Below are 25,502 nucleotides of genomic sequence, written 5' to 3'. Positions count from 1 at the left end.
CTCAGCCGTCGATGAGGGCGGCCAGCTGCTCCAGGAAGGCGGGGAAATCGGTACCGCGGCGCACGAGACGCTGCACCGAGGCGGCGTCGGAGAAGACCTCCACGAACTGTTCGAACACCGTCTGGAACGCCTCGCGATCGGTCTCGCTGAAGGCGACCATGGCCACCACCTGCACCCGGGCATCTCCCCAGGACAGGGTCGATTCGGCGATCCCGATGGCGATGGCGGTGCGCGTGGCGGTCATCCCGATCGCGTGCGGCACCGCCAGGGTCTCCGTGAAGGCGGTGGAGGAGGTCCGCTCCCGCACCACGGTGCTTTCGACGTACTCCTCGTCGATCACCCCCTCTGCCACCAGGAGCGCCCCGAGGCGGCGGATGACGCTCTCCTCGTCGGCACCGGCCTCGATCCCCCGCACGAACGCCGTGGGCACGAAGTAGCGTGACAGCTCGGCCCGGAACTGCGAGAGCCGGCGCGAACGACGGATCCGTGCCACCGCCGCCATCACGCGCTCCGCATCCACGTCGGTGAAGAACGGCGAGATCTGCACCACGTTGTCGGCGTTCTGCCCCGACTCCAGCGTGGTCAGCACGAGGTCCGTGTCGAAACCGCCGGACGGCTCGGCGTCCGTGTGCACGTCGGTGATCATCAGCACGGAGCCGAGCGACTGCTCGATGCCGGTGCGCAGCAGTTCGTGCATCTCGTAGTACCCGGGGCACACCAGGGTGGCGGTCAGCCGGTTCTCCAGCGAGCGCCGCCGTTCCCACTGGCCTCCGATGTGCATCGCGAGATACGCCACCTCGTCGTCGTGGACCGGGATCCCGAAGCGCTCGTAGAGCGCGCTGGCCAGCGCCACGGCGACGTCGAACAGCAGCGGATACGACGCCTTCAGCGTACGGGTGAGCGGGTTGCGGCTCCACTCGCCGCCGCTGGAGCGACGCCGCAGATTCTGCACGTGCGCCACGAGGCGGGTCAGCACGTCGTCTTCGAGAGCCGGAACCGCGAACCGCTCGGTCACCGCGTCGACGATCCGCCGCAGCTCCCCCGCGATCGCCGCATCGTCATCGGTGTCGTCCGAGGGAGATCCCGAGGCGACGGCTCCGCGCACGCGCAGCAGCACGGTGAGCGCGTCCACCTCCGCGGCGGGAAGCGCTGCTCCGAGGACCTCACGGATGACGTCGTCCACGACCTGGCGCGCCGCAGGGTCCACCACAGCGTCGCCGACAGGCTCGATCACGGCGCCCGCGGAGGATCGCCAGGCCGCCAGCAGCACCGCGAAGGCGACCCCGCCGAGGGCGAACTCGTTCACGAAGTACCCGCCTGCGGTCAGCTGTGCGCTCAGCCGGGCGCGCAGCACACGGCTGCGGTCGACGCTGCCCGTGCCGAGCAGACCCTCCACCACGGTCTCATCGAAGCCGCCGGGGGTGTCGGCGAGCAGCAGCGAGCGCAGCGTCGCCCGGCGTGCACCCTCCTCGCCCACGAAGCCCACGAGCGGACCGCGCCGCTCCCAGCGCAGTCCCCGCTCCACGCCGCGTGCCCGCACCCACGCGAGGTCGGATTCGATCGTTCCCTCACTGACGAAGTGCTCGTCCGCCAGCGCATAGACGTCGACGCCGTCGTCGGCCAGCACGATCGTGCGTCCAATGGCATGCCGCCGGACGTCCGGGACGTTCTCGTCGGCCGTGTCGCGGATGGCTGCGAGCCGATCGGGTCGCACCCGGTAGCCCATCGCGCCGGACTCGATGGCATCGGCACCACCGACGCGCTCGTTCACCGCGGCCACGTAGGAGCGGATACTGCGGGTGGTGACCCCGAGCCGGTCAGCCAGGTCGGCTGCCGTGCGCCAGGTGCCGGAGCGCACCAGGAGGTCGACGAGCCGATCCTGTCGCTGCCTGGTCATCGCACCTCCTGAGCTCCGCGTCGGGGGCGAGCGGACGTCCGCGGGGCGTCCTCGCTCCTGCCCGATGCTAGCCCGCGACATCGGCCGCGTGGCCGGTGTCGGGCGGAAAGTATTTTCCTCGGGGGCGGAAACCACCCTGGTTGTGGCCTGTGCACGCGAGGACGACCATGAGATCAGGAGGTGGGTCGATGAAGATCCTGATCGTGTGCGGCGCGGGTGCTTCCAGCACCTTCGTCGCCCAGCGCTTGGAAAGAGCAGCCCGGGAGGGCGGGTTCCCGCTGTCCGCTCGGGCCGGGAGCTGGGGGGCTTCCCTCGCGAGCGATTCCGATCGTGCCGCGGAGGCGGATCTGGTCCTCATCGGCCCCCACCTCTCGCACGTTCTCGGCGAGGCCAGAGAGCAGCTCGCACCGGCCCGCGTCGAGGTGCTTCCGGAGCAGTGCCTCCGAGATCTCACCGGTGCGAAGACCCTCGCGCTCGTGAACCAGCTGACCTGATTTCCTTTCAACCCACTCATCCGGAGGATCACATGACCACCATCACGCGCACCGTCACCGTCGGCTCCTCGCACGGCCTCCACGCCCGCCCGGCGAAGCTGTTCGCGCAGGCGGCGAAGGAGCTCGGCCTGCCGATCACCATCCAGAAGGGTGAGGGCAAGCCCACCAACGCGGCCAGCATCCTGGGCGTCATCTCGCTCGGTGCGGAGCACGGCGACGAGGTCGTGCTCGCCACCGACGCGGACGCTCCCGGGGCGGCCGCCGCGATCGACTCCCTCGCGGCCCTCCTCGCCAGCGACATCGACGCGGAGTGAACCGTGGCTGAGCTGACCGGAGTGGGCATCGGCCTGGGCGTCGCCCAGGGGCCGGTCGCCCGCATCGCCGACCCGCTGCCGGCACCCGACAAGACCGCGTCCGCACAGGCTCCCGATGCGGAGAAGGCGCGTTTCCGCACGGCCGTCGACGCCGTCGCACGTGAGCTGGAAAGCCGCGGCGCCCGCGCAGGCGGCACCGCGCAGGACGTGCTCGAAGCCCAGGCCATGATGGCCGAGGACCCCGAGCTCGCCGACCAGGTGGATGAGCGCATCGACGCCGGATACACCGCCGAGTGGTCGGTCGTGGACGCGTTCGCGGCGTTCCGGGATCTGCTCACCGAGGCCGGCGGGTACCTGGGCGAGCGTGCGGCGGACCTCGACGACGTCGCCCAGCGCGTCCTCGCGCAGCTGCGAGGCGTCGCCGCGCCCGGATTGCCGGAACCCGGCCATCCGTACGTGCTCGTCGCGCGCGATCTGGCCCCCGCCGACACCGCGCTCCTGGATCTGGACCTGGTCCTCGCCGTCGTCACCAGCGACGGCGGGCCCACCTCGCACACCGCCATCCTGGCTCGCGAGAAGGGCATCACCGCCATCGTCGGCGTGTCCGGTGCCGCATCGCTGGTCGACGGCGAGACGGTGATCGTCGACGCCGAGACCGGCACGGTCATCACATCGCCGAGCGAGACCGAACTCGAGAAGGCAGCCGCGAAGGCGCGAGCCCGTCGGGCCGCAGCCGCCGCACCGCTCAGTGCCGGCGCCCTCGCCGACGGCACAGCGGTGCCCCTGCTCGCCAATCTCGGCTCGCCCGCAGGTGCTGCCGAGGCCGTGGCGAAGGGAGCAGAAGGCGTCGGCCTGTTCCGCACCGAGTTCCTGTTCCTCTCCGCGGACACCGCACCGTCCGTCGCCGAGCAGCAGGCCGCCTACACGCAGTTGCTGGAGGCTTTCCCCGGCCGCAAGGTCGTGGTGCGCGCGCTGGACGCCGGCGCGGACAAGCCGCTGTCCTTCCTCAACGACAGCGAGGAGGAGAACCCCGCCCTCGGAGTCCGTGGCATCCGGGCACTCCGCGCGAGCGAGCAGATCCTCCGCGATCAGCTGACCGCACTCGCGGCGGCGGATGCGGTGACCGACGCCGATCTCTGGGTCATGGCACCGATGGTGGCCACCGTGGAGGAGACGGAGTACTTCACCGCGATCGTCCACGAGCACGGTCTGAAGACCGCGGGCGTGATGATCGAGACCCCGGCGGCCGCGCTCATCGCCGACCGCGTGCTCGCGCGCACCGAGTTCGCCTCGATCGGCACCAACGACCTCACGCAGTACACGATGGCGGCAGACCGGTTGCTCGGATCCGTCGCCGATCTGCAGAGTCCGTGGCACCCGGCGGTGCTGAGCCTCATCGGCTCGGTGGGCTCCGCCGGTGCCGAGCTCGCGAAGCCCGTGGGCATCTGCGGCGAGGCTGCCGCCGACCCGCTGCTGGCCGTGGTGCTCGTCGGCCTCGGCGCCACCAGTCTCTCGATGGCGCCGTCGGCTCTCGCCGACGTGCGCGCTTCCCTCACCCGATACACGCTGGACGATGCCCGCCGCATCGCCGCGGCAGCACTGGCCGCATCCGATGCGGCCGGTGCACGAGCAGCGGCGCGAGCCGCAGCAGAAAAGGAGAACCAGTCATGACGACGGCGTCACCGACCCAGACCCGAGGAGGAGCCCGCGTCGCCGTACAGCGATTCGGCACGTTCCTCTCCGGCATGATCATGCCCAACATCGCGGCGTTCATCGCGTGGGGTCTGATCACCACCCTGTTCATCGCCACCGGCTGGCTCGGCGGCTGGCATCCCGTCGCCGACATCTTCGGCGGTTTCGGCGATCAGTCGCTGATCGGCTGGATGGGCTCGCGCACGCAGCTGGCGGTGGGCGAGGACGGCAACACCTTCCAGCAGTACGTCGGTCTCGTCGGGCCGATGATCACCTACCTGCTGCCGCTGCTCATCGCGAACACCGCGGGCCGCATGGTGTACGGCGAGCGCGGCGGCGTCGTGGCCACCATCGCCACCATGGGCGTCATCGTGGGAACCGACATCCCCATGTTCCTCGGTGCGATGGTGATGGGCCCGTTCGCGGGCTGGCTCACCAAGCAGATGGACCGGCTGTGGGACGGCAAGATCAAGCCGGGCTTCGAAATGCTCGTCAACAACTACTCGGCCGGCATCCTCGGATTCCTGCTCGCGATCCTCGGCTTCTTCGGCTTCGGTCCGGCGATGCAGCTCATCAGCAACACGCTGGGTGCTGTGGTCAAGTGGATGGTGGAGCTGGGCATCCTCCCCCTGCTGTCGATCATCGTCGAGCCGGCCAAGGTGCTGTTCCTCAACAACGCCATCAACCACGGCGTGTTCACGCCGCTGGCCACCCAGCAGGTCATCGAGCAGGGCAAGTCCTTCCTGTACCTCATCGAGGCCAACCCCGGTCCCGGCCTCGGCATCCTGCTGGCGTTCACGTTCTTCGGCATCGGCGCGGCGAAGGCCTCCGCCCCCGGTGCGATCATCATCCAGTTCTTCGGCGGCATCCACGAGATCTACTTCCCGTACGTGCTCATGAAGCCGATGGTGATCCTCGCCGCGATCGCCGGTGGTGCCACGGGTGTGGCCACCAACGTGCTGTTCAACTCGGGCCTGGTGGCCCCCGCCGCTCCCGGCTCGATCTTCGCGGTCCTCGCGGCCACGTCGAAGGACAGCTACCTCGGAGTGATCCTCTCCGTGCTGCTGGCTGCGACGGTCTCGTTCGTCATCGCGGCGATCATCCTGCGGGCCAGCCGCAAGAAGGACCTGGCGGCGGAGAACGCCGGCGACCTGTCCGCCGCGGTCGCGCAGACCCAGGCGAACAAGGGCAAGGGCTCGTCCGTGCTCGGGGGTCTCGCGGCTTCCAGCGCGGCCGGCGAGGTCGCCCAGACGCAGGCGGGCACCATCACCGGAGCCGCCGACGAGCGTGAGCTGAAGAACATCGTGTTCGCGTGCGACGCCGGCATGGGCTCCTCCGCCATGGGCGCGAGCGTGCTGCGCAACAAGTTCAAGAAGGCGGGCATCGAGGGGGTGACGGTCACCAACAAGGCCATCGCGAACCTGGACGGCACCGAGGACCTCATCGTCACGCAGGCGCAGCTCACCCAGCGCGCCACGGAGCGCAACCCCTCCGCCGTGCACGTGTCGGTCGATAACTTCATGAACTCTCCGAAGTACGACGAGGTCGTGGACCGCGTGCGCAAACAGCAGGAGGATGCTTCCTGAGCATCATCTCCGGGAGCGGTCCGGGAAATCCGGGCCGCTCCCGCCCTCGGCGACGGTCCGACCGCGCCGGACACCGATAGGCCGAACACCCCGTGGAAGGGAACACAATGTCCCACTCGATCCTCCGTCCCGATTCCGTCCGCATCCACCCGAACGGCACCACGCAGGAAGCCGCGATGAAGGAGGCCGCCGACATCCTCGTCGCCGCCGGCGCCGTCACCGACGGCTACTTCGCCGCCATGCAGCTGCGCGAGGCCACGGTGTCCACCTACATGGGCAACGAGCTGGCCATCCCGCACGGCACGAACGAGACCAAGGACACCATCCTGGAGTCCGGTCTGTCGCTGGTGCGCTACGACGGCGGCGTGGACTGGGGCGGCGAGCCGGTGAGCTTCGTGGTGGGCATCGCGGGCAAGGGCGATGAGCACCTGGAGATCCTCGGGCGCATCGCCATCCTGTTCTCCGATGAGGACGACCTCGCCCGCCTCAAGGCTGCTGCCACGCCGCAGGAGCTGTTCGAGCTGGTCGCCACGGTGAACGAAGCATGAGCGCGCCCACAGCCGTGCACTTCGGCGCGGGCAACATCGGGCGCGGCTTCGTCGGGTGGCTGCTGCACGACGGCGGCTACGAGCTGGTGTTCAGCGACGTGGCGACCGCCCTCGTCGACGCCATCAACGCCGCCGATGAGTACACCGTGCACGAGGCGGGACCCGGCGGGGTGGATCACGTGGTCACCGGTTTCCGCGCTATCGACAGTGCGGCGGACCCGGAGGCCCTCGCGCGGGAGATCGCCGCGGCGAGCGTGGTGACCACGGCCGTGGGCCCCACGGTGCTGAAGTTCGTCGCGGCCAACATCCTGGACGGCCTCCGCCGCCGCGACGAGAATGCCGCGCCGCTGCAGGTCATGGCGTGCGAGAACGCGATCGGGGCGACGGACACGCTGCGTGAGGCCATCGTCGAGCGCGCCGGAGCGGACTGGCGCGAGTTGTCGCACCGCGCCGTCTTTGCCAACACCGCCGTGGATCGGATCGTGCCCGCACAGGCGCCCGGCGAGGGAATCGACGTGACCGTGGAGCCGTTCTTCGAGTGGGCCATCGAGCGCCGCCCGTTCGGCGACAACCCGCCGAACATCCCGGGTGCGCACTTCGTCGACGACCTCGCGCCGTACATCGAGCGCAAGCTCTTCACCGTGAACACCGGCCACGCCGCCACCGCGTACCTCGGTGCCGCAGCCGGGGCGGAGAGCATCTCGGACGCCCTCGCGATCGCGGCCGTCGAGGACGGCGTGGCGCGTGCGCTCGAGGAGACCTCCGCGGTGCTGGAGGCGAAGCACGGTTTGTCCGCCGAAAGCCTCGCGGAGTACCGGGCGACGATCCTGAACCGATTCCGCAATCCCGAGCTGCCCGACACGGTCTGGCGCGTCGGGCGTCAGCCGCTGCGCAAGCTCAGCCGTCACGAGCGCTTCATCGGCCCCTCCGCGGAGGCGGCCGAGCGCGGTCTCGCTACGGAGGCGCTGTTGCACGCGGTGGGTGCGGCGCTGGAGTTCTCCGACCCCGCCGACGAGCAGTCGGTGCAGTTGCAGGAGCTGCTGCGCGGCTCCGCCGATGCCCCCGCCCTCGCCCGCGAGATCACGGGTCTGGATCCGGAGCACCCGCTGTTCGACGACGTGGTCGCCGTCATCTCGGAGCGCCTCACCTCCCTCCGCTGACAGGCGAGACTTCCGCCTGTGGGCGAGAATCGGCGCATTGCGGCGGTTCTCGCCCACAGACCGAAGCGACCCGTGGAGGTCGCATAGAGTAGCGGGCGTGCTGACCCCGCTCCTGCTCGCCTGCGCCGCCCTCGTCGCCGGCGTCATCCAGCGGATCACCGGACTCGGTTTCGTGCTGGTTCTCACGGCACCAGTGATCCTGCTCTACGGGGCGTACACGGGCACAGCGATGAGCGTCTTCCTCGCCCTCATCGCCTCCCTCGCCGCTCTCCCGCTCGTGTGGAAGCAGATCGTGTGGCGCCGGGTGCTGTGGCTGCTCCTGCCCGCCGCAGTCGTCGCGCCGCTGGCGGCGTGGGCGGTCCGGCTGCTGCCGGAGCCCGCGATGCTGCTGCTCATCGCCGCGCTCGCCGCTTTCGCCCTCACCGCCAGCCGCATCCCGGGCTTCTCCCGTCTGTATCACGGCCGATCCGGCACGCTCACCGCGGGGGCCTCGGCCGGAGCACTGAACGTCGCGAGCGGGATGTCCGGTCCGGTGCTGGGGGCATATGCCGTCGCCACCGAGTGGGAGCAGCGCTCCTTCGCCGCGAGTGTGCAGGCGGTGTTCGTGGGACTGAGTCTGCTCGCCGTGCTGTTTCGCGGTCTGCCGCCGGTCCCAGCGAGCGATCTGGTGTGGGGTGGCGTGGCCACGGCGACCGGAATCGTGGTGGGGTCGCTGCTGGTGCGATTCGTCCCTGCGCCGATCGCGCGACAGGGTATGCTCGGCTTCGCCTGGCTCGGCACGATCGTCGTGTTCGTGCGGGGCATCGTCGCCCTCGCCGGCTGAGCGAGCGCGTCACACCCGAAACTGACCACCCCGGTCCCATCCGCAACGAAGACGTACGGAGTACCCGTGGAACGATCCACGTATGCCATCATCGGCGCCGGCCCCAGCGGTCTGGCCGCGGCACGGGCCCTCCAGGCCGGCGGCCTCCCGTTCGAGGGCTACGAGTCCTCCTCCGGTGTGGGCGGCCTCTGGGACATCGACAATCCCCGATCGACGATGTACGAGTCGGCACACCTGATCTCCTCGCGCACCACGACGCAGTTCCGCGAGTTCCCGCTGCCCGACACCGCGGACTACCCCGGGCACCGCGTGATGCGGCAGTACTTCCGCGACTACGCGGACACGTTCGGCCTCACCGCGCAGTTCCGGTTCGACACCACGGTGGTGTCGGTACGGCAGGACGTCTCCGGCTGGCTGGTGGTTGCGGAGGGACCGGAGGGCACGATCGAGCGACGCCATGCGGGCGTGATCCTCGCCAACGGCACCCTCGCCCACCCCAACATCCCCGAGTTCAGCGGTGAGTTCAGCGGCGAGCTGATGCACACCAGCCGCTACAAGAGCGCCGCCCAGCTCGACGGCAAGCGCGTGCTCATCATCGGCGCCGGGAACTCCGGGTGCGACATCGCCGTGGACGCGGTCCACCACGCCGCGGCCGTCGACATGAGCGTGCGCCGGGGGTACTACTTCGTACCCCGCTACCTGTTCGGGCGCCCGTCGGACACGCTCAACCAGGGACGCCCGCTCCCGGCTCCCGTGAAGCAGTTCATCGACAAGCGGGTGCTGCAGGTCTTCACCGGCGACCCGGTCCGGTTCGGTTTCCCGAAGCCGGACTACAAGATCTACGAGTCGCACCCCATCGTCAACACGTTGATCCTGAACCACCTCGGTCAGGGGGATCTCCGCATCCGTCCCGACATCGACCGCTTCGACGGCAGCACGGTGCACTTCCGCGACGGCTCGTCGGACGACTACGACCTCGTGCTGCTGGCAACGGGATACACGCTGGACTACCCCTTCGTCGAGCGGGAGGCACTGCACTGGCGCGGCGCCTCCCCCGATCTGTTCCTGAACATCTTCCCGCCCGACTTCTCCGGCCTGTACGTGATGGGAATGATCGAGGCATCCGGCATCGGCTGGCAGGGGCGCTACGAGCAGGCGGAGCTCATCGCCGCCTACCTGCGCGCTGCGCAGCTGCATCCGTCACGGGCCGCCGAGTTCCGCCGTCGCGTGACGGAAGACCGATGGCCGGACACCACGGGCGGTTACCGGTACCTGGGGCTGGATCGCATGTCGTACTACGTGAACAAGGACGCCTACCGCGCCGCCGTGCGCGATGCGCTCGGCTCGCTCGTGGTGGCGGATGCGCCGGGCACCCTGAAAAGACGCCGTCGCCGGCCGAAGGCGCTGGCGCGATGAACCCCCGCTCCCGTCGCCGAGGCCAGGTCCCGCATGAATCCTGATGTCATCGACGCGATCCAGGTCGCGCCCGGCTCGCTGCTCGCCCTCAACGTGGTGCTGAGCCTCATCATGCTCGGCATCGCCCTCGACACCGCCCCGAGCGATTTCCGGGTGGTCCTCACGCACCCGAAGCCGTTCATCATCGCGATCCTGGCGCAGCTCCTGCTGCTGCCGCTGGTGACCTTCGGCCTCACCTTCGTGCTCCCGGTGACCGACTCCATGGCGCTCGGCATGATCCTGGTGGCCTGCTGCCCACCGGGCAACATCTCCCAGGTGCTGACGCATCGCTCCGGCGGCAACGTGGCCCTGTCCGTGTCGATGACCGCCGTCGGCAACGTGATGTACATCTTCGCGATGCCGCTCTCGATCGCCTTCTGGGGCTCACTGAACCCGCGTACGCGCGACATCCTCGAGGCCGTCACTCTGAACCCCGGGCAGATGCTGCTGGAGGTCCTCCTCATCGTCGGGCTGCCGTTCGGCCTCGGTCTGCTGCTGCGGGCCAAGCTTCCCGGATTCGCCCGGCGGGCACACCCGATCGTGCACTGGTTCAGCCTCATCGCTCTCGTCGCGTTCATCGCGGTGGCGCTCGTGGGCAACTGGGCGATCTTCGTCTCCGTGCTCGGACTGCTGGTGATCGTCGTGACGGTGCACGACGCCGTGGCGCTCGGGCTCGGCTACGGCACCGCCGTACTGGGCGGACTCGGCACGCGCGAGCGCAAGGCGATGACATTCGAGGTGGGCATCCGCAATGCGGGACTCGGGCTCGGGCTCGTGTTCACGTTCTTCGGCGGCCTCGGCGGAATGGCGATCGTGGCCGGCTGGTGGGGCATCTGGGACATCATCGCCGGCCTCATCGTGTCATCGCTCTGGGCCTGGCGCACTCGCGTTCGCACGGGGTCGTCGCGGGGAGACGCATCCGGCCGCAGCATCGGCGGGCGGGAAGGATGACGGGGAGGCGCGTTCTCGTCACCGGGGGAAGCGGGTTCCTCGGCTCCCACGTGGTGACGGCTCTGCAGGAACGGGATGACGTCTCCGTCGTGGTGTCCGCGGATATCGCCGGGCGCACGGCACGGCACGGGGTCATCGAGGCGGTCTGCGACGTCACCGACCCGCACGCCCTCGGACCCCTCCTGCGCGAGCACCGCATCGACGTGGTGGTCCACCTGGCGGCGATCGTCAATCCCGGCGGAGATGTCGCCGTCGAGTACCGGGTGGACGTCGATGGCTCCCGCAACGTGCTGGAGGCCTGCATGTGCGCCGGTGTGCGCCGCCTCGTCGTTTCCAGCTCCGGTGCCGCATACGGGTATCACGCCGACAATCCGCCCTGGCTGCGCGAGAGCGACCCGGTGCGCGGCAACGACGAGTTCAGCTACTCACGCCACAAGCGGCTGGTCGAGGAGATGCTTGCGGACGCGCGGAGGGATCACCCGGAGCTGGAGCAGGTGGTCTTCCGCATTGGCACGATCCTCGGACCCACCGTTCGCAACCAGATCACGGCGATGTGGGATGGCAAGCGCATCCTGCGCATCGCCGGCGCCGACTCCCCCTTCGTTTTCGTGTGGGTCGACGACGTCGCGGCGGCGATGGCCCGGGCGGCCACCGACGGACCCGCGGGCATCTACAACGTCGCCGGCGACGGCGCCCTCACCGTGCCCGAACTGGCGCGGCGGCTCGGCAAGCCGCTGCTCACCATTCCCGCCCCGGCCCTCGCGGCCGGCCTGCGGATCGGCCGGGCGCTGAAGCTGGTGCCCTGGGGTCCGGAACAGGTCCGCTTCCTCCGGTACCGCCCTGTGCTCGCGAACGACGCGCTGAAACAGGACTTCGGCTACACGCCGTCGAAGACATCTGCGGAGGCCTTCGACGCCTACCTCGCCACGCATCCCGGCCTCGCGAACGAGTGACCCCGGGGCCGGGTGCCCCGAGCCGAGCAGCCACCCTGCGAAGTGGCCGCCCGGCACCTCGGCTCAGCGGGCGAAGCCCTCGCCGATGAGCTCGATCAGCTCCTCGCGTTCCTCCACCGACAGGAACGCGGCAGCGGCGGCATTGAGCTGGAACGACTCGATGTCCTCCAGCCCGTAGCCGAACGCTTCGGCCAGCAGCGCCAGCTCCCGGGTGAGCGAGGTGCGGCTCATGGTGCGATTGTCGGCGTTCACGGTGACCGCGAAGCCGAGCTGGAACAGCAGATCGAAGGGGTGGTCGGCGATCTGGTCGCCCCACGCCTCAATGGCGCCGGTCTGCAGGTTGGAGGACGGCGACAGCTCGAGCGGGATCTCCCGGTCGCGCACCCAGCGAGCGACGTCGCCGAACTGCACGCGCACCTCGTCGTCGGCGCGGCCCACGATGCTGAGGTCCTCGGCGATGCGCGTGCCGTGCCCGAGACGGAGGGCACGCCCGTCGATCAGCGCCGAACGGATCGAGTCCACTCCGGCGCCCTCGCCCGCGTGCACCGTCACCGGGAGGAACTCGTTCGCCAGATAGGTGAAGACATCGGCGTACTCCGATGCCGGGTTGCCGTCTTCGGCACCCGCGATGTCGAATGCGACCACGCCGGCGTCGCGCGACGCGACAGCCAGCTCGGCGACCTCACGCACGTACGCGCCCCCACGGATCGCCGACAGGATCTGGGAAACGCGGATCTCCGCGTCGTTGTCGTCGGCGTCGTCCTCGCCCTGCTCCAAGCCGTCCTGTACCGCGTCCACGGCTTCCGCCATCGACAGGCCGCCCGCGATGTGCAGTTCCGGTGCCCAGCGGACCTCGCCGTACACCACGCCGTCCGCAACAAGGTCCTCCACGTACTCCCGCGCCACCCGGGTCAGCGCCTCCCGGGTCTGCAGCACGGCCAGCACCGGCTCGAACGCCGTGAGGTACTCCTCCAGAGATCCGGATTGCGTGCGCTGCAGCATCCACGCCACGAGACCGTCGGCGTCGGCGGCCGGCAGTTCGATACCGGCCTCCGCCGCCAGTTCCACCACCGTCTCGGGGCGGACGGCGCCATCCAGGTGATCGTGGAGCGAGACCTTGGGCAGGCTGCGCAGCGAGACACCGTCGATGCGGACATCGCCGTGGGCGTCGATGGACATGTTTCCTCCGGAGGGACGTGGCGAAAGAGAGGCACTCGCAGACTACGCGGTGAGGCCGCGGGATACGAGCGCGTGTGTCATCGCGGGCGCGCCGCCGAGCGGACGAAGCGCTGCCGTGGACCCGACTCGGTCGAGTCCACGGCAGCAGGAATTCACGCGGTGATGCGCTCGCGCACGATCGGCGTGCGCTCGGGGGCGGTGTCGCCGATCTCCCACGCGCCCTCCACCGAGGCGAGAGCACCGGCGAAGCGGGCCTCGTCCTCCGCAGAGAGGGTGAAGACCGGATCTCCCGCACGCACGGCGTCGCCGGGCTTCACGTGCAGATCGATGCCGGCCGCATGAACGACGGCGTCCTCGGCGCGAGCACGACCAGCGCCCAGTCGCCATGCCCCCACGCCGAAGGGAAGGGCCTCCAGCCGCGTGACGAATCCGTCACGCGGCGCGGTCACGGTGTGCGTCTCGCGGGCCACGGGAAGCGCAGCATCCGGATCGCCGCCCTGCGCGATGATCATGCTGCGCCAGTGGTCCATCGCGCGCCCATCGGCGAGAGCCGCCTCGACATCCGCATCGGGCTGCCCGGCCAGTGCCAGCATCTCGCGTGCCAGCGCGAGGGTGAGCTCCACGACATCGGCCGGGCCGCCGCCGGCGAGCACCTCCACCGATTCGCGCACCTCGTTCGCGTTACCGATCGCGAGTCCGAGCGGCACGTTCATGTCGGTGAGCAGGGCCGTGGTCGAGACGCCGGAGTCCGTTCCCAGCGCGACCATGGTCTCGGCCAGTTCGCGGGCACGGTCGATGTCCTGCATGAAGGCACCCGAGCCGAACTTCACGTCCAGCACCAGCGCGCTGGTGCCCTCGGCGATCTTCTTCGACATGATCGACGAGGCGATCAGCGGAATGGCCTGAACGGTGCCGGTGACATCACGCAGGGCGTACAGCTTCTTGTCGGCGGGGGCGAGCCCGGTGCCGGCGGCGCAGATGACCGCTCCGGCATCGCCTCGCAGCTGCGCGAAGATCTCCTCGTTCGACAGCGCCGCACGCCACCCCGGGATCGATTCGAGCTTGTCGAGCGTCCCACCGGTGTGCCCGAGACCGCGACCGGACAGCTGCGGCACCGCGACGCCGAATGCGGCGACCAGCGGCGCGAGCGGAAGCGTGATCTTGTCTCCGACGCCGCCGGTGGAGTGCTTGTCCACCGTCGTCTTGCCGAGCCCGTCGAAGCTCATCCGCTCCCCGGAGGCGATCATGGCCTCGGTCATCACGCGGATCTCGTCGCGGCTCATGCCGTTGAGGAAGATCGCCATCGCGAACGCCGACATCTGCGCATCCGACACGTAGCCGCGCGTGTAGGCGTCAATCATCCATCGGAGGGCGTCCTCGGCGACGGGGTGACGATCGCGCTTGGCGGCGATGACGTCGACGGCGGCGAACGGCTCCAGGGTCATCGTGCCGCCTCCTCGAGGTTGCGGGGACCGAACGCGTCCGGCAGGACCTCGTCGATGGTGCGGATGCCGGAGACGGTCTCCAGCAGCATGCCCGGCACCGCGTGCTCGAACAGCAGCTGCCGGCAGCGACCGCACGGCATCAGCGTGCGCCCCTCACCGTCCACACAGACGAAGGCCACCAGCTGGCCGCCCCCGGACATGTGCAGCGCCGACACCAGGCCGCATTCAGCGCAGAGGGTCACACCGTACGAGGCGTTCTCCACGTTGCAGCCCGACACGATGCGTCCGTCGGTGACGAGTGCAGCAGCGCCCACCTTGAATCTCGAGTACGGCACGTAGGCCTTCTGCATGGCTTCCACGGCCGCCGTTCGCAGCTCGTCCCAGGCGATGTCCATGTCTTCCTCTCCTGCGGCTCGTGGCCGCGTCGACGATCTCCGTTGTGCGCGAATGGGCCCAATCCGGGTCGAATTGGGCCCATTCGCGCGCTATGAAATGTGTCAGCCCTTGATGTAGGGCTTGCCCGACGCCGCCGGACCCTTGATGCGGCCGACGAAGCCGGCCACGGCGATCAGGGTGACGACGTACGGCAGCATGAGCAGGAACTCCTTCGGCACCGGCGACTGCAGGGCGCTGAAGGTGTTCTGCAGGTTCTGCGCGAAGCCGAACAGCAGCGCGGCAAAGGTCGCGCGCATCGGGTCCCAGCGGCCGAAGATGACCGCGGCGAGGGCGATGAAGCCGAGGCCGTTGGTCATGTTCTGCGTGAACAGCGGCACCGAGGCGAGCGTGAAGTACGCACCGCCCACACCGGCGATCGCGCCGGCGAGCACGACGTTGGTGAAGCGCACACGGTTCACGTTGATACCCACGGTGTCGGCGGCGCGCGGGTACTCGCCCACGGCACGAACGCGCAGACCCCAGCGGGTGCGGTACAGGCTGAATGCCACCAGCGGCACCACGATGTACATCAGGTACACGATGAACGGCTGGTTGAACAGCACCGGGCCGATCACCGGGATGTCTCCGAGCAGTGGGATCTTCAGGTTGCCGAACTGCGCGGGGGTGTTCAGAGCGGGAGCGTTCGGCACCAGCACGATCTGGTACAGGAAGCTCGTGAGACCGAGCACGAGGCCGTTGAGCACGACACCGATGATCACCTGCTCCACCAGGTACTTGATCGCGAACGCGGCGAGGACGAAGGCGACCAGCATGCCGCCGATCATCGCGCCGATCAGTCCGACGTACGGGTTGTGCGTGATGGACGACGTGATCGCCGCCATGAACGCGCCGAGGAGGAACTGCGCCTCGATCGCCACGTTGACAACACCCACGCGCTCGCCGATGATGCCGCCGAGCGCGCCGAACACGAGCGGCACGGCGAGCGAGAGCGCGCCCGAGAGCAGGCCCACGACCGGGACCTTGCCGCTGGCGCCGGCCGCGGCCCACGTCACGAAGACGAACACGGCCAGCGCGCCGAAGATCACCGGTGCCCAGGCCCCCGCCTTGCGCCGGGTCGCCGTGGCGAACCAGGTCCAGGCAGTGAGGAGAGCGAGCACCACCATGCAGAACGCGATGGTCACGTCGGCGGGCACAGGCAGATCCCCGAGCACGACCGGAATCTTCTGGGACGAGTTCGGGTCCAGGTTGAAGATGGCGTCCCCGTGGCGGGGCGCGAGCAGCAGCAGCAGGCCGAGCAGCGCGAACGCGACGGTCAGCGACACCGGCACCTTCAGCTTCAGCGGCGGTTTGATGTCCGCCGTCGCCGCCGGGGCGGGAGTCTGGATGTCAGTCACGGTCATGCCGCCACCGCCTTCGTCTTGGCCGCCTTCTTGGCTGCCTTGGCCTTGAGCTTCGCCGCGATCTCCGCGTCGCTCTTGGGGAGGAAGAAGATCGTCCGCACCAGCGGGGGTGCCGCGATGAAGAGAACGATGATCGACTGGACCACCACGACGATCTCGGACGGGATGCCCTGGCCACTCATCGCGAAGGATCCGGCCTTGAGAGCGCCGAAGAGCAGACCGGCCGCGAACACGCCGCCGGCGCGGCTGCGTCCGAGCAGCGCCACGGTGATCGCGTCGAAGCCGACGCCCGCATCGAAGCGGTTGTCGAAGCCGGAGGTGGTGACGGCGGTCACCTGGTACGCACCGGCGATGCCGGCGAGGGCTCCGGCGAACATCATCGCGTAGATGTACATCCGGTCGACGCTGATGCCCGCGGCACGGGCTGCGTGGGGGTTCTCGCCCACGGCGCGCATGCGGAAGCCGAGGCTGGAGCGCTCCATCAGCCACCAGACCACCACCGTGAGGATGATCACCACGATGAGGCCGAGATTCAGTCCCGGGAACTGCGGGCCGGCCAGTGCCGGCAGCTGTGCGGTTTCGGGCGTCGCAACCGACTGCGACTGGTTCGATCCGGGCTTCTGCAGCCCGGGAGTGCGCACCAGGAAGCCGACGAGGTTGAGGGCGATCCAGTTCAGCATGATCGTGAGGATCACCTCGTGCGCACCCGTGCGCGCCTTGAGGAAGCCCGCGATTCCGGCCCATGCCGCGCCACCGAGGGCGGCGACCAGGATGGTGAACGGGATGTGCAGCCACATCGGCATCGACATCTGGAACGACAGGAAGCCGGCGAACACGCCCGCGATGAGCATCTGCCCCTGAGCACCGATGTTGAACAGGCCCACACGGAAGGCGAGGCCGACACCGAGACCGGCGAGGATGAGCGGCACCGCGAAGCCGAGCGTGTTCGTCAGCGGGCGGATCATCCGCACGAAGTTCGCCGCTTCGGGATCGAAGATGGAGCCGCGGAAGAGGGCCCAGTAGCCGTTGGACACCGCGTGCCAGATGGCGGAGATGGTGTCCATCGGGCGGCTGAAGAAGTAGCCGGACGCCTTCTGCACGGCGGGGTCGGTGGCGGCGATGAGGATGCCGCCGATGATGAAGGCCGCGAGGATCGCGAACAGCGTCGTGACGACACTGCCGCGGAGGATCTCCCGCATCACCGCGTTGCCGCGGGGAACCGGGATGTTCTGGATGTTGCGACTCGGCTCGCCCTGGGCGGCGAGCGCTCCGGCGGTGCTGGCCACCTCGGTGGTGATGGTCTTCTCGGCCGCGACCGCCTCGGCAGCAGCCGTTGGTCCTGCTGCCGCGAGCGGGTCGTCCGATCCGCTGTTCTTCTCGTTCATGCTGCCTTCTCTCCCGCCATCAGGAGGCCGAGCACGTCGCGCGGGGTGTCCGCGGGGACGATGCCCATGATCTGTCCGCGGTACATCACCGCGATCTTGTCGGCGAGCGCGGTGACCTCGTCGAGCTCCGTGGAGACGACGATGACGGGCACGCCCGAATCGCGCGTCTCGACGACGCGCTTGTGGATGAACTCGATCGAGCCGACATCGACGCCGCGCGTGGGCTGGGACGCGATGAAGAGCGTCAGGTCGCGGCTCAGCTCGCGGGCGATCACCACCTTCTGCTGGTTGCCGCCCGAGAGCGCAGCCGCCGGGGTCTGCGGGCCCTGCGTCCGGATGTCGTACTCCGCGATGCGGTCACGCGCGAAGGTGTCAAGCGCACCGCGGCGGATCGTGCCCGCGACCGCGAATTGCGCATCGGAGGAACGATCGAGGATGAGGTTCTCCGCCACCGAGAACGAGCCGACCAGGCCATCCTCGTTGCGGTCCTCGGGCACGAAGCCGACACCGGCGTCGAGCACCGCTCGCACGTTCTTGCCCACCAGCTCGACATCCCCCAGCCGGGCGGAGCCGGTGACCCGGTTCTGCATGCCGACGAGCGCTTCGACCAGCTCCGTCTGACCGTTGCCCTGCACACCGGCGATGGCGAGCACCTCACCGGGGCGCACCTCGAAGCTGATGTGATCCACGGCGAGCTGACCCGACGGCAGCTGCACGCTCAGGTCGCTGACGACCAGGCCGCCCGGGCGGATGTCGGGTGCATTCTTGTGCACCGTGAGCTCGACCGCCCGGCCCACCATGAGGGACGCCAGCTCGGTGTTGCTCGCGGTGGGCGAAGCCTCCCCCACGACGCGTCCGAGACGGATGATGGTGATCCGATCGGCCACCTCACGCACCTCGCGCAGCTTGTGGGTGATGAAGACGATGGCGGTGCCCTCTTCGCGCAGCTGACGCATGATGGCCATCAGCTCATCGGTCTCCTGCGGGGTGAGCACGGCGGTGGGCTCATCGAACACCAGCACGCGGGCATCGCGTGCCAGAGCCTTGATGATCTCGACGCGCTGCTGGACGCCGACCGGAAGGTCCTCCACGATCGCGTCGGGGTCGATCTCGAACCCGAAGCGCGCCGCCACGGTGCGCACGTGCTCGCGGGCGGCGTCGATGTCGAGGATGCCGGGACCATGGGTCTGCTCGTGGCCGAGCATCACGTTCTCGGCCACGGTGAAGACCGGGATCAGCATGAAGTGCTGGTGCACCATGCCGATGCCGGCGGACATCGCGTCGCCGGGGCCGGCGAAGTTCTGGACGACGTCATCCAGCAGGATCTCGCCCTCGTCGGCCTGGTAGAGGCCGTACAGGACGTTCATCAGGGTGGACTTTCCGGCGCCGTTCTCCCCGAGCAGCGCGTGGATCTCACCGGGCTGGACAGTCAGGGAGATGTGGTCGTTGGCGACGAGGTTGCCGAACCGCTTCGTGATTCCGCGGAGCTCAAGCTTCATGGGTGCACCTTATCGAGGACACGTGTTCAGAGGACAGAGCGTCAACAGGCCGCGATGTGCGCGCCGCTGGTGCTCGATCCGGGGTGATGACAGCAGATGCGGCCGGGCGGAGGATTCCGCCCGGCCGCATCCGGGAGTGGGTCAGGCCTTCGGCGAGGAGACCGAGGTGACCGTGATCTTGCCGTCGATGATGTCCTTCTTCAGGGCATCCAGCTTGTCGGTGAGACCGGCGGGCAGCTTCGACTCGAAGTCGTGGAAGCTGGAGAGGCCGACACCGTCGTTGGCGAGCGTGCCCAGGTAGGGGGTCACGTCCACGTTGCCAGCAGCGGCTTCCTTGACCGAGGTGTACACGGCCTCGTCGATGCGCTTCATGATCGAGACGAGCACCTTGTCGGCGACCGAGGGGTCGGACACGGCCACGTCGGAGTCGACGCCGAGCATGACGTCGCCCTCTGCCATGGCGGCAGCAGCCGACTGGTAGATCGGGCCACCGACGGGCAGCAGCACGTCAGCACCCTGGTCCAGCAGCGACTGAGCGGTCTGCTTGGCGGTGTCGTTGGCTGCGAAGCCACCCGTCATCTGACCGTTCTGCGCAGCGACGTCCCAGCCGATGGCCTCGACGTTCTTGCTGTTGTCCTCGTTGAACTTCTTCACACCGTCGACGAAGCCGTCCATGAAGATGGTGACCGGCGGGATCGGGATGCCACCGAAGGTGCCGACCTTGTTGACGCCGCTGGCGTCAGACCACGCGGCAGCGGCGTAACCGCCGAGGTAGGCAGCCTGCACGGTGTCGAACAGCAGCGGCTTAATGTTCGGCGCGTCGGTCTTGCCGTCCTGGTCGACATCGGCGGAATCGTCGATGATCGCGTAGTTGATGTCGGGGTTGGCCTTGGCCGAGTCCACCGTGGCGGCGGCCAGCTTGAAGCCGACGGTCACGATGTAGGTGCAGTTCTGGCTGACCAGCTGCTCCAGGTTGGGCGCGTAGTCGCTGTCGCCGTCGGACTGCAGCTCGACCGTCTTGACGCCGAGCTCGGCGGCGATCTTGTCGAGGCCCTCCTTGGCGGACTGGTTGAACGACTTGTCGTTCCATCCGCCGTCGTCGGAGACGATGCAGGGCTTGAAGTTGCTGTCAGCGGGCTTCTCGGCACCGCCGGTGGCGCCTGCGCCCGACGTCGACGTGGTGTCTTCGGGTGCGGCACCACAGCCGGCGAGCGCGAAGAGCAGGCCGGCTGCTGCTGCGACGCCCACGATCTTCTTGGTGGTTGAGATGGTCACTCAGGCCTCCACGGGATAGGCCCCGCGGACTTCACGGGAGCAATCGAAAACTACCCGGAAACATGCGCGCTTCGACGGGTGCAGATCCAATGGTTATCGAGATGCAACAGATCCTCAACGTCGTGCTCATATGAGCACGAAGCCGGATTTTCGCCCGCGATTCTGCGCGCTGACCTGCGCAGATGATCACGCGGAAGCGTGCGCGACTACAGAACGTCGCCGCGGCCCGTGAGCTTCAGCGCGTCTACGACACCCTTCACGCGCTGGGCGTGCTCGCTGGTGGTGACCAGCAGCGCGTCCGGAGTGTCGACCACCACGATGTCGCGCACGCCGATGAGGGAGATCACGCGTTTGGTCTGGCTGACCACGATGCCGCTGGAGGCGTCGGCGAGCACGCGGGCCTCTGCGCCGATGATGGCCAGATCACTCGGGCGGCCGCGGTTCTGCAGCTTTGCGAGGCTGGCGAAGTCGCCGACGTCGTCCCAGTCGAAGTGCCCCGGGATGACGGCGAGACGACCCGCATCGGCGGCGGGCTCGGCGACCGAGTAGTCGATGGCGATCTTCTCCAGCCGCGGCCAGATCCGATCGACCGCCGGACCGCGCAGCTCCTTGTCATCCCATGCCTCCGCCAGCTCGATGAGACCCGCGTGCAACGCGGGCTTCGTCCGGCGCAGCTCCTCGAGAAGCACATCGGCGCGGGAGATGAACATCCCCGCGTTCCAGAGGTAGGTGCGCTCCTCCAGATACTGCTTGGCCGTGGCGAGGTCCGGCTTCTCGACGAAGCGCTCGACCAGCGCCGCCTCGGGAGCGCCCTCCACCGCGAGCTCGTCGTCGGCGCGTTTGATGTAGCCGAAGCCGACGGACGGCTCGGTCGGGGTGATGCCGATCGTGCAGATGTAGCCCGCGCGCGCGACGGCGACCGCCTGCTGCACCGCCCACTCGAACACCCGCTCCCCGCGGATCACGTGATCGGCGGCGAAGGATCCGATGATCACGTCGGGGTTGCGCCGATGCAGGATCGCGGCGGCGAGGCCGATGGCAGCCGATGACTCCCGGGGCTCGGACTCCAGGAAGACGTTCATGTCCGCCAGGTCGGGGAGGTGCTCCTCCACTGCCGCTCGATGCGCCCGCCCGGTGACCACGGCGATGCGCTCGGGTCCGGCCAGGGGCAGCAGACGGTCCCAGGTGTCGCGCAGCAGGGAATGTCCGGAACCCGTCAGATCGTGCAGGAACTTCGGCGCGTCGGCGCGGGACAGCGGCCACAGGCGGCTGCCGATGCCTCCCGCCGGGATCACAGCGTAGAAGTCGTCCAAGGGCACAGTCATGCCCCTCACCGTACCGGCACCGCTCTGCCCGTTCCTGGCGGCTCGCACAGGCGAGCGAGTTCACCGGCGTCCGCGGCGGCGGCACGCCCGGGCGGAGCGACGGTACCCCCAGAGTAAGGGTGTCCTTTCTCGACCCTTCTGCACGGCGGGCATAGGATGTGGATGCGCCCGCGTGCCGTTCACGCCTGCGCTTCTCATCGATCAGGGAGGACGACGTGTCCACAAGCGCTCGCTTGACACCGTCGGTATCCGAGACCACATCGAAGACGCCGCGCGGCACCCTGTACCGGGGTAACGAAGGCATGTGGTCCTGGGTTCTGCACCGCATCACCGGTGTCGCGATCTTCTTCTTCCTGCTGGTCCACGTGCTGGACTCGGCATTGCTGACTGTGTCGCCGGAGGCGTACGACGCCGTCATCGGCACGTACAAGAACCCGGTCATGGGTCTGGGAGAGACGGTGCTGGTCGCGGCGATCGCCTTCCACGCGTTCAACGGCCTGCGCATCATCCTCGTCGACTTCTGGTCGAAGGGCGCCAAGTACCAGCGCCAGCTCTTCTGGGGCGTCATCGCGGTCTGGGTCGTGGTGATGGCCGGCTTCGCCCCCGCGCACCTCGTGCGCGTGTTCAGCTCTGTGGGAGGTGGTCACTGATGACCGCGGAGATGCTCGCGATGCCGCGCACGCCGCACGTCAAGCGCAACGGCGGCTTCAACCTCCAGAAGTGGGGCTGGCTCTACATGCGCATCAGCGGCGTGCTGCTGATCGTCCTGATCTTCGGGCACCTGTTCGTCAACCTACTGACGGGCGAGGGGATCCACCAGATCACGTTCGGGTTCGTGGCGGGCAAGTACGCCGGCGGCTTCTGGCAGGTCTGGGACGGGCTCATGCTCTGGCTCGCTCTGATCCACGGCGCCAACGGCATGACCACCGTCACCAACGACTACGTGACCCACAAGACCGTTCGCACGGTGCTCGTCAGCCTGATCTGGATCGCCGCGGCGGTCCTCATCATCCTCGGCACCTACGTCGTGATCGCCTTCGACCCCTGCATCGGCGCCACCGCCGGTGACGTGGTCGCCGGTGTGACGTGCAGTTGAGCGGGAATCCGGAGAGGCATCACAGCGTGGCTACTGAGACAGCAGACTCGTACGTCAAGGACGGCGTGCACTACCACCAGTTCGACGTCGTCATCGTCGGTGCCGGCGGCGCCGGCATGCGCGCGGCGATCGAGGCGGGCCCCGGCGCGAAGACCGCGGTCATCTCCAAGCTCTACCCGACGCGCTCCCACACGGGAGCGGCGCAGGGCGGCATGGCAGCCGCACTCGGCAACGTCGAAGAGGACAGCTGGGAATGGCACACCTTCGACACCGTCAAGGGCGGTGACTACCTCGTCGACCAGGACGCGGCGGAGATCCTCGCGAAGGAGGCCATCGACGCGGTCATCGACCTCGAGAACATGGGTCTTCCCTTCAACCGCACCCCCGAGGGCAAGATCGACCAGCGCCGCTTCGGCGGCCACACCCGCGATCACGGCAAGGCGCCGGTGCGCCGTGCCTGCTACGCGGCTGACCGCACCGGTCACATGATCCTGCAGACGCTGTTCCAGAACTGCGTGCGGCTGGGCATCAACTTCTTCAACGAGTTCTACGCTCTCGACCTCATCACGGTCGGCGAGGGCGCGGACACGAAGATCGCGGGCGTCGTCGCCTACGAGCTGGCCACGGGCGAGATCCACGTGTTCCACTCCAAGGCGGTCGTCTTCGCCACCGGCGGATTCGGGAAGATGTTCAAGACCACCTCCAACGCCCACACCCTCACCGGTGACGGCGTCGGCATCATCTGGCGCAAGAAGCTGCCGCTGGAGGACATGGAGTTCTTCCAGTTCCACCCCACCGGCCTCGCGGGCCTGGGCATCCTCCTCACCGAGGGTGCGCGCGGTGAGGGCGCCATCCTCCGCAACGCCTCCGGTGAGCGCTTCATGGAGCGCTACGCCCCCACCATCAAGGACCTCGCACCGCGCGACATCGTGGCGCGCTCGATGGTCCAGGAGGTCCTGGACGGGCGCGGCGCCGGCCCCCACAAGGACTACGTGCTGCTGGACTGCACGCACCTGGGCGCCGAGGTCCTGGAGACCAAGCTCCCCGACATCACCGAGTTCGCGCGCACCTATCTGGGCGTGGACCCGGTGGTCGAGCCGGTTCCGGTGATGCCCACCGCGCACTACGCCATGGGCGGCATCCCCACCAACAACGACGCCGAGGTCCTCGCGGACAACAACACCGTGGTTCCGGGACTCTACGCCGCCGGTGAGTGCGCGTGCGTGTCAGTGCACGGTTCCAACCGCCTCGGTACCAACTCCCTGCTGGACATCAACGTGTTCGGCAAGCGCGCCGGTCGCAACGCCGTGAAGTACGCCAACGCGGCCGAGTTCGTGCCGCTTCCGGAGAACCCCGCGCAGGCCGTCATCGACATGGTCGAGGGCATCCGCAACGCCAAGGGCACGGAGCGCATCGCCACGCTGCGCAAGCGTCTGCAGGACGAGATGGACATGAAGGCTCAGGTGTTCCGCACCGAGGAGTCGCTGACCAGCGTGCTGGGTACCATCGAGGAACTGCGCGAGCGCTACAAGAACATCTACGTCGACGACAAGGGTCGCCGCTTCAACACGGACCTGCTGGAGGCGATCGAGCTGGGCTTCCTGCTCGATCTCGCCGAGGTGGTCGTGTATGCGGCCCGCAACCGCGAGGAGAGCCGTGGCGGTCACATGCGCGACGACTTCCCGAAGCGCGACGACGAGAACTACATGAAGCACACGATGGCCTACCTCACCGGTGACCCCCACTCCGATGACGCCACCGACCACATCAAGCTGGACTGGAAGCCCGTCGTCGTCACCCGCTACCAGCCGATGGAGAGGAAGTACTGATGTCGACTGATCTCGCCGAGGCACCCACCAACGACTCCGGTGTGCAGGCCTACACGGTCACGTTCATCATCCGTCGTTTCGACCCGGAGCAGGACGCCGAGCCGCGCTGGGTGGACTACGACGTGGAGCTTTACGCCACCGACCGCGTGCTGGACGCGCTGCACAAGATCAAGTGGGAGGTCGACGGTTCGCTGTCGTTCCGCCGCTCGTGCGCGCACGGCATCTGCGGTTCGGACGCCATGCGCATCAACGGCCGCAACCGGCTCGCCTGCAAGACGCTGATCAAGGACCTGGACATCTCCAAGCCGATCTACGTCGAGGCGATCAAGGGTCTGCCGCTGGAGAAGGACCTGATCGTCGACATGGAGCCGTTCTTCGCCTCCTACCGCGAGGTGCAGCCCTTCCTGCAGCCGGCCAAGGCGGCCGAGCCGGGCAAGGAGCGCACGCAGTCGATCGTCGAGCGCGAGCGCTTCGATGACACCACCAAGTGCATCCTGTGCGCTGCGTGCACGTCGTCCTGCCCGGTCTTCTGGACGGATGGGCAGTACTTCGGCCCCGCCGCCATCGTCAACGCGCACCGCTTCATCTTCGACTCCCGAGATGACGCCGCTGACGTGCGCCTGGACATCCTCAACGACAAGGAAGGCGTGTGGCGCTGCCGCACCACCTTCAACTGCACCGAGGCGTGCCCCCGTGGCATCGAGGTCACCAAGGCCATCGCCGAGGTCAAGCAGGCGGTCCTGTCCGGCCGTCGCTGAACTCACCGCAGACCAGAGGGGCGCCGTCGATGACGGCGCCCC

The 25,502-nt window shown here is 68.5% G+C and carries 23 protein-coding genes; 14 read left to right on the top strand and 9 right to left on the bottom strand.

Features of this window, described 5'->3' with window-relative positions:
• Nucleotide 1: 1 nt before the first annotated feature.
• Nucleotides 2-1,897 (bottom strand): BglG family transcription antiterminator, encoded by a 1,896-nt coding sequence (locus LQ566_RS15070; RefSeq protein ID WP_231092597.1) that lies wholly within the window; start codon nt 1,895-1,897, stop codon nt 2-4.
• 188 nt (nt 1,898-2,085) lie between these two features.
• Here LQ566_RS15070 and LQ566_RS15065 point away from each other — a divergent pair, with 188 nt between their 5' ends.
• The 10 genes from LQ566_RS15065 (at nt 2,086) to LQ566_RS15020 (ending at nt 11,873) form a co-directional block, all read left to right on the top strand.
• Nucleotides 2,086-2,391 (top strand): PTS sugar transporter subunit IIB, encoded by a 306-nt coding sequence (locus tag LQ566_RS15065; RefSeq protein WP_231092596.1) that lies wholly within the window; start codon nt 2,086-2,088, stop codon nt 2,389-2,391.
• A 32-nt stretch (nt 2,392-2,423) separates the two neighbouring features.
• Nucleotides 2,424-2,705, top strand: a complete 282-nt coding sequence (locus tag LQ566_RS15060; RefSeq protein WP_231092595.1) for an HPr family phosphocarrier protein — start codon at nt 2,424-2,426, stop codon at nt 2,703-2,705.
• Nucleotides 2,706-2,708: 3 nt separating this feature from the next.
• Nucleotides 2,709-4,376, top strand: a complete 1,668-nt coding sequence (ptsP, locus tag LQ566_RS15055) for a phosphoenolpyruvate--protein phosphotransferase (protein ID WP_231092594.1) — start codon at nt 2,709-2,711, stop codon at nt 4,374-4,376.
• Nucleotides 4,373-5,983: a PTS mannitol transporter subunit IIBC gene (locus LQ566_RS15050; protein WP_231092593.1), complete on the top strand. Its 1,611-nt coding sequence runs from the start codon at nt 4,373-4,375 to the stop codon at nt 5,981-5,983. The genes ptsP and LQ566_RS15050 overlap by 4 nt, the downstream gene beginning before the upstream one ends.
• Before the next feature lie 107 nt (nt 5,984-6,090).
• Nucleotides 6,091-6,531 carry a PTS mannitol transporter subunit IIA gene (locus tag LQ566_RS15045; RefSeq protein WP_231092592.1) on the top strand — a complete coding sequence of 147 codons (441 nt, stop codon included), beginning with the start codon at nt 6,091-6,093 and terminating at the stop codon, nt 6,529-6,531.
• Complete coding sequence (locus tag LQ566_RS15040) at nt 6,528-7,691, top strand: mannitol-1-phosphate 5-dehydrogenase (protein WP_231092591.1); 1,164 nt, start codon at nt 6,528-6,530, stop codon at nt 7,689-7,691. The genes LQ566_RS15045 and LQ566_RS15040 overlap by 4 nt, the downstream gene beginning before the upstream one ends.
• A 97-nt stretch (nt 7,692-7,788) precedes the next feature.
• Nucleotides 7,789-8,514 (top strand): TSUP family transporter, encoded by a 726-nt coding sequence (locus LQ566_RS15035; RefSeq protein ID WP_231092590.1) that lies wholly within the window; start codon nt 7,789-7,791, stop codon nt 8,512-8,514.
• Nucleotides 8,515-8,580: 66 nt separating this feature from the next.
• Nucleotides 8,581-9,930: a flavin-containing monooxygenase gene (locus tag LQ566_RS15030; RefSeq protein ID WP_231092589.1), complete on the top strand. Its 1,350-nt coding sequence runs from the start codon at nt 8,581-8,583 to the stop codon at nt 9,928-9,930.
• A 33-nt stretch (nt 9,931-9,963) separates the two neighbouring features.
• Entirely contained in the window at nt 9,964-10,920 is a 957-nt protein-coding gene (locus tag LQ566_RS15025) for a bile acid:sodium symporter family protein (RefSeq protein WP_231092588.1), read from the top strand.
• Nucleotides 10,917-11,873: an SDR family oxidoreductase gene (locus tag LQ566_RS15020; protein ID WP_231092587.1), complete on the top strand. Its 957-nt coding sequence runs from the start codon at nt 10,917-10,919 to the stop codon at nt 11,871-11,873. The genes LQ566_RS15025 and LQ566_RS15020 overlap by 4 nt, the downstream gene beginning before the upstream one ends.
• A gap of 63 nt (nt 11,874-11,936) precedes the next feature.
• Here LQ566_RS15020 and LQ566_RS15015 read toward each other — a convergent pair whose 3' ends face one another.
• The 8 genes from LQ566_RS15015 to LQ566_RS14980 form a co-directional block, all read right to left on the bottom strand.
• Complete coding sequence (locus LQ566_RS15015; protein WP_231092586.1) at nt 11,937-13,052, bottom strand: adenosine deaminase; 1,116 nt, start codon at nt 13,050-13,052, stop codon at nt 11,937-11,939.
• Nucleotides 13,053-13,204: 152 nt separating this feature from the next.
• Complete coding sequence (locus LQ566_RS15010; RefSeq protein ID WP_231092585.1) at nt 13,205-14,497, bottom strand: thymidine phosphorylase; 1,293 nt, start codon at nt 14,495-14,497, stop codon at nt 13,205-13,207.
• Nucleotides 14,494-14,892 (bottom strand): cytidine deaminase, encoded by a 399-nt coding sequence (locus LQ566_RS15005; RefSeq protein ID WP_231092584.1) that lies wholly within the window; start codon nt 14,890-14,892, stop codon nt 14,494-14,496. The genes LQ566_RS15010 and LQ566_RS15005 overlap by 4 nt, the downstream gene beginning before the upstream one ends.
• 102 nt (nt 14,893-14,994) lie before the next feature.
• On the bottom strand, nt 14,995-16,293 hold the full coding sequence (locus LQ566_RS15000) for an ABC transporter permease (RefSeq protein WP_231092583.1): 1,299 nt from the start codon (nt 16,291-16,293) through the stop codon (nt 14,995-14,997).
• Nucleotides 16,290-17,678: an ABC transporter permease gene (locus LQ566_RS14995; protein WP_231092582.1), complete on the bottom strand. Its 1,389-nt coding sequence runs from the start codon at nt 17,676-17,678 to the stop codon at nt 16,290-16,292. Before LQ566_RS14995 ends, LQ566_RS15000 begins: the two co-directional genes overlap by 4 nt.
• A complete protein-coding gene (locus LQ566_RS14990) occupies nt 17,675-19,177 on the bottom strand; it encodes an ABC transporter ATP-binding protein (RefSeq protein WP_231092581.1) in 1,503 nt (500 codons plus the stop codon). The genes LQ566_RS14995 and LQ566_RS14990 overlap by 4 nt, the downstream gene beginning before the upstream one ends.
• A 141-nt stretch (nt 19,178-19,318) precedes the next feature.
• Entirely contained in the window at nt 19,319-20,452 is a 1,134-nt protein-coding gene (locus tag LQ566_RS14985) for a BMP family lipoprotein (protein ID WP_231092580.1), read from the bottom strand.
• A gap of 206 nt (nt 20,453-20,658) precedes the next feature.
• The gene (locus tag LQ566_RS14980) at nt 20,659-21,777 is read right to left on the bottom strand and encodes a mannose-1-phosphate guanylyltransferase (protein ID WP_231092579.1); all 1,119 of its coding nucleotides are present in this window, start codon (nt 21,775-21,777) and stop codon (nt 20,659-20,661) included.
• Nucleotides 21,778-21,992: 215 nt separating this feature from the next.
• On the opposite strand from LQ566_RS14980, the gene sdhC reads away from it, so the two are divergent.
• Genes sdhC through LQ566_RS14960 form a run of 4 tightly spaced genes read left to right on the top strand, consistent with a single transcriptional unit; the run spans nt 21,993 to nt 25,460 of the window.
• On the top strand, nt 21,993-22,427 hold the full coding sequence (sdhC, locus tag LQ566_RS14975) for a succinate dehydrogenase, cytochrome b556 subunit (RefSeq protein WP_231092578.1): 435 nt from the start codon (nt 21,993-21,995) through the stop codon (nt 22,425-22,427).
• Nucleotides 22,427-22,873 (top strand): succinate dehydrogenase hydrophobic membrane anchor subunit, encoded by a 447-nt coding sequence (locus tag LQ566_RS14970; protein WP_231092577.1) that lies wholly within the window; start codon nt 22,427-22,429, stop codon nt 22,871-22,873. Before sdhC ends, LQ566_RS14970 begins: the two co-directional genes overlap by 1 nt.
• Before the next feature lie 26 nt (nt 22,874-22,899).
• Complete coding sequence (sdhA, locus tag LQ566_RS14965) at nt 22,900-24,702, top strand: succinate dehydrogenase flavoprotein subunit (protein WP_231092576.1); 1,803 nt, start codon at nt 22,900-22,902, stop codon at nt 24,700-24,702.
• Complete coding sequence (locus tag LQ566_RS14960; RefSeq protein WP_231092575.1) at nt 24,702-25,460, top strand: succinate dehydrogenase iron-sulfur subunit; 759 nt, start codon at nt 24,702-24,704, stop codon at nt 25,458-25,460. Before sdhA ends, LQ566_RS14960 begins: the two co-directional genes overlap by 1 nt.
• Nucleotides 25,461-25,502 lie beyond the last annotated feature (42 nt).

The organism is Microbacterium nymphoidis (assembly GCF_021044885.1).
GTDB classification, from domain to species: Bacteria; Actinomycetota; Actinomycetes; order Actinomycetales; family Microbacteriaceae; genus Microbacterium; species Microbacterium nymphoidis.
The sequence above is the reverse complement of the archived record's forward strand: the minus strand, read 5'-3'. Positions and strand labels throughout refer to the sequence as shown.

Excerpts from the sequence above, each read along its gene's own strand:
- LQ566_RS15040 (WP_231092591.1), top strand. The coding sequence starts at position 6,528 with ATGAGCGCGCCCACAGCCGTGCACTTCGGCGCGGGCAACATCGGGCGC.
- LQ566_RS15070 (WP_231092597.1), bottom strand. The coding sequence starts at position 1,897 with ATGACCAGGCAGCGACAGGATCGGCTCGTCGACCTCCTGGTGCGCTCC.
- LQ566_RS15010 (WP_231092585.1), bottom strand. The coding sequence starts at position 14,497 with ATGACCCTGGAGCCGTTCGCCGCCGTCGACGTCATCGCCGCCAAGCGC.
- LQ566_RS15000 (WP_231092583.1), bottom strand. The coding sequence starts at position 16,293 with ATGACCGTGACTGACATCCAGACTCCCGCCCCGGCGGCGACGGCGGAC.
- LQ566_RS15065 (WP_231092596.1), top strand. The coding sequence starts at position 2,086 with ATGAAGATCCTGATCGTGTGCGGCGCGGGTGCTTCCAGCACCTTCGTC.
- LQ566_RS14990 (WP_231092581.1), bottom strand. The coding sequence starts at position 19,177 with ATGAAGCTTGAGCTCCGCGGAATCACGAAGCGGTTCGGCAACCTCGTC.
- LQ566_RS14995 (WP_231092582.1), bottom strand. The coding sequence starts at position 17,678 with ATGAACGAGAAGAACAGCGGATCGGACGACCCGCTCGCGGCAGCAGGA.
- LQ566_RS15005 (WP_231092584.1), bottom strand. The coding sequence starts at position 14,892 with ATGGACATCGCCTGGGACGAGCTGCGAACGGCGGCCGTGGAAGCCATG.
- LQ566_RS15020 (WP_231092587.1), top strand. The coding sequence starts at position 10,917 with ATGACGGGGAGGCGCGTTCTCGTCACCGGGGGAAGCGGGTTCCTCGGC.
- LQ566_RS14960 (WP_231092575.1), top strand. The coding sequence starts at position 24,702 with ATGTCGACTGATCTCGCCGAGGCACCCACCAACGACTCCGGTGTGCAG.
- LQ566_RS14970 (WP_231092577.1), top strand. The coding sequence starts at position 22,427 with ATGACCGCGGAGATGCTCGCGATGCCGCGCACGCCGCACGTCAAGCGC.
- LQ566_RS15050 (WP_231092593.1), top strand. The coding sequence starts at position 4,373 with ATGACGACGGCGTCACCGACCCAGACCCGAGGAGGAGCCCGCGTCGCC.
- LQ566_RS15025 (WP_231092588.1), top strand. The coding sequence starts at position 9,964 with ATGAATCCTGATGTCATCGACGCGATCCAGGTCGCGCCCGGCTCGCTG.
- LQ566_RS15015 (WP_231092586.1), bottom strand. The coding sequence starts at position 13,052 with ATGTCCATCGACGCCCACGGCGATGTCCGCATCGACGGTGTCTCGCTG.
- LQ566_RS15045 (WP_231092592.1), top strand. The coding sequence starts at position 6,091 with ATGTCCCACTCGATCCTCCGTCCCGATTCCGTCCGCATCCACCCGAAC.
- LQ566_RS15060 (WP_231092595.1), top strand. The coding sequence starts at position 2,424 with ATGACCACCATCACGCGCACCGTCACCGTCGGCTCCTCGCACGGCCTC.
- LQ566_RS14980 (WP_231092579.1), bottom strand. The coding sequence starts at position 21,777 with ATGACTGTGCCCTTGGACGACTTCTACGCTGTGATCCCGGCGGGAGGC.